The following is an 8311-nucleotide window of genomic DNA, read 5'->3' as shown; positions in this document are numbered from 1 at the left end:
CCTCCACCCCGCCGAACTCCTCCATACGGGCCAGGCTAGCCCGCCGCGGGCGCGGCCGGGCTAGCCTGGCCCGTATGGAGGAGTTCGGCGGGGTGGAGGTCGTCGCGTTCCCGGACGCGCCGGCCTTCGACAGCTGGCTGGCCGAGCACCACGGCCGCCACGAGGGCGTGTGGGTGAAGGTCGCGAAGAAGGCGTCGGGGATCGCGTCGGTCACGGACGACGAACTGGTCGACGTGGGGCTGTGCTGGGGCTGGATCTCCGGGCAGCGCCGGCGCCTGGACGACCGCCACTACCTGCAGAAGTACGGGCCGCGCAGGCCCAGGAGCCTGTGGTCGCGGGTGAACATCGAGAAGGTCGCGGCGCTGACGGCTGCGGGCCGCATGCGCGAACCCGGCCTGGCCGAGGTCCGCCGGGCACAGGAGGACGGCCGTTGGGAGCGTGCCTACGCCTCTCAGGCGACGGCCGTCGTCCCGGACGACCTCGCCGAGGCGCTCGCGGCCGACCCCGCGGCAAGTGCGGCCTTCGACGCGCTCGACCGGACCGCCCGTTACCTGGTCATGCTCCCGCTGCTCACGGCCGCCACGCCGAAGACCCGGCGGACTCGGCTCGAGCGAGCGGTGCGCGCCCTGTCGGAGGGGCGGAGCACCGGCGACCGGTGAGCGCGAGCCGCCGGGATCCCGCGACGGTTCACGCCGTGAGGAACACCGGTACCTCGGTGACCGCGTTGGAGACGAGACCGGGGCGGCGGGGCAGGTCGTCGCCGCCCGCCGGACGCAGGCCGGGGAAACGGGTGAAGAGGCCCTCCAGGGCGACCTCCGTCTCCAGGCGGGCCAACGGCGCGCCGATGCAGAAGTGCGGGCCGTGGCCGAAGGACAGGTGCCGGAACGCCGGCCGGGCGAGGTCGAAGACGGCGCCGCTCTCCCCGTACTCGCGCTCGTCACGGCCCGCCGAGGCGTAGGAGGCGAGGACGGCCTCGCCCTTGCGGATCACCGTGCCCCCGATCTCGATGTCCTCCAGGGCGTACCGGAGCGGGAAGTGGTTGACCGGCGAGTCCCAGCGCTGGGTCTCCTCGGTGACCGCCGACCAGGACGCCTCCCCTGCGCGCAGCAGCGCCAGTTGGCCGGGGTGGGCGAGCAGGGCGCGGATCGCGTTGCCCATCAGGTTGATCGTGGTCTCGTGACCCGCGACCAGCAACTGCAGCAGCGTGCCCACGAGTTCCTGCGGGCTGAGCCGGCTGCCGTCCGCCTCGCGGGCGGCGATCAGCGCGCTGGTGAGGTCGTCGCCCGGTTCCCTGGTCCGCAGCTCGACCAGTTCGGCGAGGAGGGCGAAGGCGTCGCGCTGGATCGTCGCCATGTCCGGCCTGCCGGGACCTGCCCCGGCGCCGACGATGCCGTTGCTGAGCTCGTGCATCCGGTCCCACCGGTCCCGGGGCAGACCGGTGAGCTCGCAGATCACCTGGATCGGCAACGGCATGCAGAACTCGGGCCGCAGGTCGACGACTTCGCCCGCCGGGTGCTCGGCGAGCCGGTCCAGCAGCCCGGACACCAGGGACTCCACCCGCGGACGCAGCTCCTCGACCCGGCGGGGCGTGAAGGCCTGGCCGAGCAGGTTGCGCAGGCGCCGGTGGTCCGCCCCGTCGGAGGTCAGCAGACCGGGGACGACCACGAAGTTGATCATTGGCCAGTCGGCGGGCACCCGGCCCTCGGCGAGGGCGCTCCAGTGGGAGGGATGCTTGCCCACCCGCGGATCGGCGAGCAGGTCCCGCAGGGTCGCGTAGTGGGGCACCACCCATGCCTCGACGCCCTGTGGGAGCGCCACCCGGGTCGCCGGGCCGGCCTCACGGAGCCGGGCGTTCTGCTCGTGCGGGGTGTCGCCGAGGGCCGTGATGTCGACGGCCGCGCCGGCCCGTGAGCCGCTTCCGGCTCCGGCTCCTGAGAAGGGACAGTTTTCGAGGGCTTCGGTCTCTGCCATGCGGGCGCTCCACGGATCGGCTCTGTCGGCGGGCGTCGCCGGGCCAACAGCCCCTGGAGACAGGGCAGATGATGTTTCCCCCCAAGCGACTGGGGCGGATCGTACAGGCAGCGCGGCGCGGACTGCGCCGCTCCGGCGGCCCCGAGGGCGTCAGTGCCGGCCGCGGACCACGACCACCGGGCAGTCGGCGTGGTGGAGCAGCGCCTGGCTGACCGAGCCCAGGAGCATGCCCTGGAAGCCGCCCCGGCCGCGGGCGCCGGTCACCACCAGCCGAGCCCCGCGACTCGCCTCCAGCAGCGCGGTGCGGATCCGGGAGCGGACCAGCCGCGCCTCGACCTCCACCTCCGGGTGGGCGGCCCGGTGCGGGGCCAGCGTCTCGTCGAGCAGCCCCTGCTGCGCCTCCTCGAGACGGCCGACGTCCACCACGACGCGCATCGGGTCGAGGGGGTCGTCCAGGGCGTGTTCGCTGCGGGTGTTCCACACGTGGGTCGCGACCAGCGGCACCCCGCGCAGCGAGGCCTCGGCGAAGGCGAAGGCGACCGCCGCCTCACCGGCCTCGGAACCGTCGACGGCCAGCAGCACCGGGCCGGTGGGGGAGGGCCGGCCCCGCACCACCATCAGCGGGCAGTGGCCGTGGGCGGCCAGGTGGACGGCGGTGGACCCCAGCAGCAGCGAGGAGAAGGAGTTCAGGCCCCGGCTGCCCAGCACGGCCAGGGACGCCGACCGGGACTCGATGGTCAGCACCTCCAGCGGCTCGCCGGACACCACCGAACGGGTGACCTCCAGGCCCGGCACCCGCTCCCGGGCCCGCTGCTCCGCCTCGGTGGGCACCCCCTGCACGAGCCCCGTCAGGCGCCGCCCGGACACCTCCGGCGGCGGAGTGACGCCGGGGATGCGCGCCTGCCGCCCGCCGAAGGCGTGCACGATGCGCAGGGGGACGCCGCGCAGGCGCGCCTCGTCGGCCGCGGCGTCGACCGCGGTGAAACCGGACGGCGAACCGTCCACCCCGACGATCACTGGCTCGTCCACTTCCCCGCTCCCGTCCAGGCCCGTCCGCCTCCGTCGCCCGTGGTCCGCCTCCACCCTCTCCGAGGCCGTGCGCCGGGGCCACCGGACGGGGCCCGCCCGGGGCGGCGACGACCGTGCGCCGCCACCTCTCCCGCCGGGTCGCCCCGCACCGGCCACGCCACGCCACGCCCGCCGTGCACACCACCGGCGGTCGGGACGGCCGCACGCGGGAGGGGGCGCGGTGTTCACGGCGGCTGCCGAACGGCTTCCTTTCCGCTTCACCGGAAGGCGGGACAGGAGCCACGTGGACGTGGCCGGGGGGCGGCAGGCTTGCGGGATGCGATTCCTCTCGAGAGCACGGGGTCCTGTGCACGCACCGCGCCCGCCCCGATGGCACCACTTCCTGCGGCAGGCCGTCGCCACGGTGCTCGCCGCGGGGCTGACCACCGGCACCGCGGCGGCCGCCGACCACCGCGCCGGCGGGCGCGCCTTCGACCTCCAGGCGCACCGCGGCGGGGTCGCGATGACCGTGGAGAACACGCTGCCCGCCTTCGCGCGTGCCCTGGAACTCGGCGTGACGACGCTGGAACTGGACGTCCAGATCACCGAGGACGGACACGCGGTGGTCACCCACGACCGCGACGTCCAGGAACGCAACTGCCAGGACACCGGCCCCGCCTTCCCGGGCGACCCCGAGTATCCCTACGTCCCCGGCAAGAAGTACGTGAAGGACCTGACCCTCGCGCAGGTCCGCACCCTGGACTGCGGATCGCTCCGGCAGGCCCGGTTCCCCGACCAGCAGTTGGCGCCCGGGGCGCGGATGCCGCTGCTGTCCGAGGTGTACGCGCTGGTCCGGAGCTACCGGGCCCACGGGGTCGGGCTGAACGTGGAGGCCAAGGTCGAGGCGGGGGCTCCCCAGGAGACGGCGCCGCGCGAGCGGTTCGTGCGGACGCTGATCGCCGAGACGCGGCGGGCGCGGATGCTCCGGCAGGTGACGGTGCAGAGTTTCGACTGGGGCGCGCTGGCACGGGTCCGGGAACTGGAGCCGCGGCTGCCGCTGGTGGCGCTCACCAACGGGCAGCAGTTCCTCCAGCAGGGGCAGCCCGGGGCCTCGCCCTGGCTGGGCGGCCTGGACATCGACGACTTCGAGGGCTCGCTCCAGCGCCGCTACGTGACCGCCGCCGCCTCCCTCGGCGCCGACGCCGTCTCCCCGGTGCACGGCGACCCGCAGAACGGCGGCGTCGAGGACCCGGGGTACACGCCGTTCACGAACCGGGAACTGGTCGCCGAGGCGCACCGGCGGGGGCTTGAGGTGGTGCCCTGGACCGTCGACGACCCGGCGACCGTCCGCCACCTGCTCGGTGTCGGGGTGGACGGCCTGATCACCGATGCCCCGGACATGGTCCGCGGTGTCCTCGCCGACGAGGGTTACCGCCTGCCCCGGGCGTACACCGCCGGGCACTGACCGGCTACGGCGGCCGGCCCGCACGAGGCCGGTCGCCGTCCGACCCGCCGACGGCAGGGTCCGCCCGCTGCCGCGTCGTGGACGACGAGTCGAGTCGTGCCGCCGACAGCCGCGGACCGGGCGGGCGCCTGCCACACCACCGGCGGTAGCCGCAGCCCGCTCCCGTCCAGGCCCGTCCGTCTTCGTCACCCGTAGCTCGCCCCAGCCCCTCCGGGGGAGTCCGGCACACCGGGACCACCGGCGCGTTCCGGCCCGGACGGCCCCACGGCCCAGGTCGGCAAAGTGTTCGATCTTCGGCCGGCCGGCTGGCAGCATGGCGGCCATGACATCGGCACCTCGCCCCGAACCCGCCCGCGCCTGCCTCACCCTCGACGGGCGGCGGCTGTCCTACCTCGATTTCGGAGGGCCCGGGCCGGTCCTGGTCGCGCTGCACGGCCACTTCGGCGAGGGCCGCACCTTCACCGCCCTGGCCGAGCACCTGGCCCCGCACTGGCGGGTGGTCGCCCCGGACCAGCGCGGGCACGGCCACTCGGACCGCCCCGCGGACTTCTCCAGGGAGGGCTACCTCGCCGACCTGGCCGCGCTGCTCGACCACCTCGCCCCCGGGCCCGTGGTCCTGCTCGGCCACTCGCTGGGCGGGCTCAACGCCTACCAGTTCGCCGCCCGGCACCCGGACCGGGTGCGTGCCCTGGTGGTCGAGGACATCGGGGCGGACATCGGCGACGACCTGTCGTTCTGTCTCGGGTGGCCGCACCGCGCGCCCACCCGCGGCGCCCTGATCGAGCAGTTGGCGGACTCGGCCCGGTACCTGACCGACGCGGTCCGCGAGTACCCGGACGGCTGGGGTCTGGCGTTCCGGCCGCAGGACATGGTCGTCTCCCACGCCGCGGTGCGGGGCGACCACTGGTCCGACTGGCTCGCCACCGACTGCCCGGCCCTCCTGGTCCACGGCCGCCGCAGCGACGCGCTCGACGCCCGGCAGGCCGAGGCGATGGTCGCCCGCCGCCCCCGCACCCGCCTGGTCACCCTCGACACCGGCCACACCGTCCACGAGACCGACCCCACCGGCTTCGCCGAAGCGGTCGACCGGTTCCTCCACCCCCTCCGGGAGCCGAGCCGGCCGTGACGGACGCGGGGGTCACCACCTGGACAGGGCGAGATGAAGGACCGGGCCGGGAAGGGCGGGTCAGCGGGGGGCGGTCCGGTCCGTGGGCGGACCGGTGAGGATCTGGCCCATGGCGGCGAGGACGGACGGCTCGACGCGGTAGTAGACCCACGTGCCGCGCCGCTCGGAGGTCAGCAGCCCGGCCTCCCGGAGCTTCTTCAGGTGGTGCGAGACCGTCGGCTGCGAGACGCCGACGTCGGAGATGTCGCAGACGCACGCCTCCCCGCCGGCGTGCGAGGCCACCGCGGAGAACAGCCGCAGCCGCACCGGGTCGCCGAGCGCCTTGAACATGCGGGCGGCGGTCTCCGCCTCCTCCGCGTCCAGGGGCCGCTCGGTCAGCGGCGGGCAGCAGGGCGCGACGGCGTCGGCCGCGGGGTCGAGCAGGGGGAGCAGGTCGGGGTTCGCCATGCGCCCAGTGTCCCACGTCGGTTCGACGTACGTCTATGTCGATGCCCGTCGAAGCAGTGGAGGCCGCGCCCGGGCCGCCGCACGGCAGGTCGTAGGCTGAGAAGTGCCCTGAACGGGCCGACCCGCCGTCGTCATGGCCCGCCCGTCCACCTTCTGGGGGAGTACGTCCCGTTGAACTTCTGGTCGCTCTACCGGCACGGCTTCGCGCGGATCGCCGCCTGCACCGGTCACTCCGCCGTCGCCGACCCCGCCGCCAACGCCGAAGCGGTCCTTCGGCAGGCCCGCCGCTGTGACGAGGACGGCGTCGCCGTCGCCCTCTTCCCGGAGATGAACCTCTGCGGGTACTCCATCGAGGACCTGCTGCTCCAGGACGCCCTGCTCGACGAGGTGGAGTCGGCGCTCGCCGCCGTGGTGGCCGGCTCCTCCGGCCTGCTGCCCGTCCTGGTGGTCGGCGCCCCGCTGCGCCACCGCAACCGGGTCTACAACTGCGCCGTGGTGGTGCACCGCGGCCGGATCCTCGGCGTCGCGCCCAAGTCCTACGTGCCGAACTACCGCGAGTTCTACGAGAAGCGTCAGATCGCCGCCGGCGACGACGAGCGCGGCGGCACCATCCGCGTCGGCGGGCAGTCCGTGCCCCTCGGCCCCGACCTGCTCTTCGCCGCCGAGGACGTGCCGGGGCTCGTGCTCCACGCCGAGGTGTGCGAGGACATGTGGGTGCCGGTGCCGCCGAGCGCCGAGGCCGCGCTGGCCGGTGCGACGGTGCTGCTCAACCTCTCCGGCAGCCCCATCACCGTCGGCCGTGCCGAGGACCGCAAGCTGCTCTGCCGCTCGGCGTCCTCGCGCTGCCTGGCCGCCTACGTCTACGCGGCGGCCGGTCTGGGCGAGTCCAGCACCGACCTGTCCTGGGACGGGCAGACGATGATCTACGAGAACGGCGTCCTGCTCGCCGAGACCGAGCGGTTCCCGCAGGACGACCAGTACTCGGTGGCCGACGTCGACCTCGACCTGCTCCGCCAGGAGCGCCTGCGGATGGGCACCTTCGACGACAACCGCCGCACCCACGCCGCCCGCACCGCCGGCTTCCGTGAGGTCTCCTTCCGGCTCGAGGCGCCCACCGGGGACCTCGGCCTGCGCCGCCGCCTCGAGCGGTACCCCTTCGTGCCGTCCGACTCCGAGCGCCTGGCCCAGGACTGCTACGAGGCGTACAACATCCAGGTCAGCGCGCTGCAGCAGCGACTGGGCGCGATCGGGAACCCGAAGATCGTCATCGGCGTCTCCGGCGGCCTGGACTCCACCCACGCGCTGATCGTCGCCGCGCAGACCATGGACCGGGCCGGCCGCCCCCGCAGCGACATTTTGGCGTTCACCCTGCCCGGCTTCGCGACCAGCGACCACACCAAGGGCAACGCGCACAAGCTGATGCGCGCCCTGGGCGTCACCGCCGCCGAGCTCGACATCACGCCGACCGCACGGCTGATGCTCAAGGAGATGGAGCACCCGTTCTCGGCGGGCGAGCCGGTCTACGACGTCACCTTCGAGAACGTCCAGGCCGGTCTGCGTACCGACTACCTGTTCCGGCTGGCCAACCAGCGCGGCGGCATCGTGCTGGGCACCGGTGACCTCTCCGAGCTGGCGCTCGGCTGGAGCACGTACGGCGTCGGCGACCAGATGAGCCACTACAACGTGAACTCCGGCGTCCCCAAGACCCTCATGCAGCACCTGATCCGCTGGGTGATCGGCAGCGGGCAGTTCGACGAGGAGACCGGCCGCACGCTCACCGCCATCCTCGACACGGAGATCAGCCCCGAGCTGGTGCCCGGCGAGGAGATGCAGTCCACCGAGTCGAAGATCGGCCCCTACGCGCTGCACGACTTCACCCTCTTCCACGTGCTGCGCTACGGGTTCCGGCCGTCGAAGATCGCCTTCCTCGCCTGGCACGCCTGGCACGACGCCGAGGCCGGCGCCTGGCCGGCGAACTTCCCGGAGGCCAAGCGCGTCGCCTACGACCTCCAGGAGATCCGGGACTGGCTGGAGGTGTTCTGCCGCCGCTTCTTCGCCTTCGCGCAGTTCAAGCGGTCCGCGATGCCCAACGGCCCCAAGGTCTCGGCCGGCGGCTCGCTCTCCCCGCGCGGCGACTGGCGCGCCCCCTCCGACAGCTCGGCGGCGACCTGGCTGCGGGACCTGGCCCGCGTCGACGGCGCGCTGAAGAAGGACTGACGCCCACGCCCGGCACGCACCGCGGGCAGGCGTGACGGCGGTGGGCCGTGGCACCGGAATCCCCGGTGCCACGGCCC

7 protein-coding genes are annotated in these 8311 nt (G+C 74.2%); 4 read left to right on the top strand and 3 right to left on the bottom strand.

All coding sequences use genetic code 11. The features are described from left to right. The first annotated feature begins 74 nt into the window (after positions 1-74). Positions 75-659 (top strand): YdeI/OmpD-associated family protein, encoded by a 585-nt coding sequence (locus tag ACOV8S_RS30045; protein ID WP_448321633.1) that lies wholly within the window; start codon positions 75-77, stop codon positions 657-659. Between the two features lie 28 nt (positions 660-687). Here the strand turns inward: ACOV8S_RS30045 and ACOV8S_RS30040 are convergent, their stop codons facing one another. Both ACOV8S_RS30040 and ACOV8S_RS30035 read right to left on the bottom strand, forming a co-directional pair. After that, positions 688-1971 carry a cytochrome P450 family protein gene (locus ACOV8S_RS30040; protein WP_448321632.1) on the bottom strand — a complete coding sequence of 428 codons (1284 nt, stop codon included), beginning with the start codon at positions 1969-1971 and terminating at the stop codon, positions 688-690. 150 nt (positions 1972-2121) lie between these two features. Further along, positions 2122-3000, bottom strand: coding sequence for a universal stress protein (locus tag ACOV8S_RS30035; protein ID WP_448321631.1), 879 nt, complete (start codon positions 2998-3000; stop codon positions 2122-2124). A gap of 346 nt (positions 3001-3346) precedes the next feature. On the opposite strand from ACOV8S_RS30035, the gene ACOV8S_RS30030 reads away from it, so the two are divergent. Together ACOV8S_RS30030 and ACOV8S_RS30025 are read left to right on the top strand one after the other, a co-directional pair. Beyond that, a complete protein-coding gene (locus tag ACOV8S_RS30030) occupies positions 3347-4444 on the top strand; it encodes a glycerophosphodiester phosphodiesterase family protein (protein ID WP_448321630.1) in 1098 nt (365 codons plus the stop codon). 322 nt (positions 4445-4766) lie between these two features. Further along, positions 4767-5570 carry an alpha/beta fold hydrolase gene (locus tag ACOV8S_RS30025; protein ID WP_448321629.1) on the top strand — a complete coding sequence of 268 codons (804 nt, stop codon included), beginning with the start codon at positions 4767-4769 and terminating at the stop codon, positions 5568-5570. A gap of 60 nt (positions 5571-5630) precedes the next feature. Here the strand turns inward: ACOV8S_RS30025 and ACOV8S_RS30020 are convergent, their stop codons facing one another. Beyond that, positions 5631-6017 carry an ArsR/SmtB family transcription factor gene (locus tag ACOV8S_RS30020; protein ID WP_448321628.1) on the bottom strand — a complete coding sequence of 129 codons (387 nt, stop codon included), beginning with the start codon at positions 6015-6017 and terminating at the stop codon, positions 5631-5633. A gap of 171 nt (positions 6018-6188) precedes the next feature. Here ACOV8S_RS30020 and ACOV8S_RS30015 point away from each other — a divergent pair, with 171 nt between their 5' ends. Then, on the top strand, positions 6189-8234 hold the full coding sequence (locus tag ACOV8S_RS30015; RefSeq protein ID WP_448321627.1) for an NAD(+) synthase: 2046 nt from the start codon (positions 6189-6191) through the stop codon (positions 8232-8234). The last annotated feature ends 77 nt before the right edge of the window (positions 8235-8311 follow it).

Source organism: Streptomyces sp. CO7 (genome assembly GCF_053474865.1).
This window is presented reverse-complemented; position numbering and strand designations above follow the sequence as displayed.